1 protein-coding gene is annotated in these 1562 nt (G+C 31.2%); it reads right to left on the bottom strand.

The features are described from left to right. Positions 1 to 242 precede the first annotated feature (242 nt). On the bottom strand, positions 243 to 1172 hold the full coding sequence (locus AC3WVA_RS29250) for a DMT family transporter (RefSeq protein WP_492322430.1): 930 nt from the start codon (positions 1170 to 1172) through the stop codon (positions 243 to 245). Between the last annotated feature and the right edge of the window lie 390 nt (positions 1173 to 1562).

Here is a 1562-nt window from a genome sequence, read left to right as displayed (position 1 = left end):
ATGTCAACTAAGTTTTTTATTTCGTTTGCCGCGTTCTGCGTTATTGCATCGGCGACTTGTTCTATATTACACCTCTATACTCTAATCGTCAACACCTTTTATTCAATTAATAATAAAAATAATTTCAAAGGTCTCTTCGTTATTCGTTTCCTCTGTTTCTATTTCAACGAAATAAAGAAAAGGACATCCTATTACACAAGACATCCTTTTCATTAAACGTTATATACATACTCTTATAAACTTTAACATTCTTCATTCTCTTTAAATTTTCGATCGCCTGACATAAATAAATCAATTAACTTACGTTTATCTGCCCATATCACTCCAAATAAAACTAAGCTACCACCTATTACTATTCTCCATGTTAAAGATTCATTTAATAGAACAATGGAAGCAACAATACTGATTAACGGTAAGGCATTTAAATATAATCCACTTACTGATGCCGAGACTGTCTCTAACGCTCTATTCCAAAACCAATACGCTAAAATTGTTGCCCCAATAACAAGATATATTACACTTAGTCCAGCATTCCATGTTTCAATCTTCGGAAAACCGTAATAAAACGTTTCTGCCATTGCAAATGGTAATAGAATAACAGCTCCAATAATTAAAGTTAATGTTGTAAAAACATTGTTTGATAGATACTGTTCTTGTTTTGGCCTTTTCAGCAATACTGTATAGAAAGCAAATAAGAAAGTACTTAATAAAATAAGAGTATCTCCTATTAAAGATACCTTTTGATCTCCATTGCTAGATGGGATTGTAATAAGAAGTACTCCAACAGCCCCGAGTACAATACCCACCCAATAATTAAATTGAATTTTTTCTTTCAAAAAGAACGCTGAAAAAAGAATTGTAACTAAAGGTAAAGCAGCATCAATAATACTAACATGCAATCCACTTGTTAAAGAAATACCGTAGGATGTGAACATAAAGTAACCAGCTACACCTGTAAAAGACAGTAAACTCATCCTTTTCCATGGTACTTGTTTATGTGCAACCGATCTTTTTAATTCTTTAAATGAGAATAGTAAACAGATCCCACCAGCAAAGAAAAGGCGAATAAATAACAAAGTAAATGGTTGAATAGATTCTAGTGCCCACTTTGTTGGTGCAATAGCTGTCCCCCATAGCATAACAGCCACTAATAACATGCATATTTCTTTCATAATCCCCCACACCCATCAAAAAATATATGTTAACTATCTTAATTATAGATTTTTTCTTATATGAAATCCTTTAAAAACGAAAAAACGTTATGTAAAAAAAACAACTGAATAGCTATTTTCTACATAACGCTTTCATATAAAAAGTAAAATATTTTAGTCATTCCACAACCGAATCAACATAAAAAAAGGTAATTCTTACCTTCAACTAACATTTAAATGTATTACTTTATATCCCTTTACCCGATCATCGTTTAAAATTCATCTAAAACAATCTCTATTTTAGTCTTTTAGTCTTTTCCCTCTTTAAGATTACTAAATGTATGGATTATGGCATTTCGCACATAAAAATAGACACAAAAAAACCTAAGTCGAATCGACTTAGGTTTTTGC

Source organism: Bacillus sp. EB106-04-02-XG92 (assembly GCF_058791995.1).
This window is presented reverse-complemented; position numbering and strand designations above follow the sequence as displayed.

What these genes read in the sequence shown, in the direction of transcription:
- AC3WVA_RS29250 (WP_492322430.1), bottom strand. Translation starts at nt 1,172, where the DNA reads ATGAAAGAAATATGCATGTTATTAGTGGCTGTTATGCTATGGGGGACA.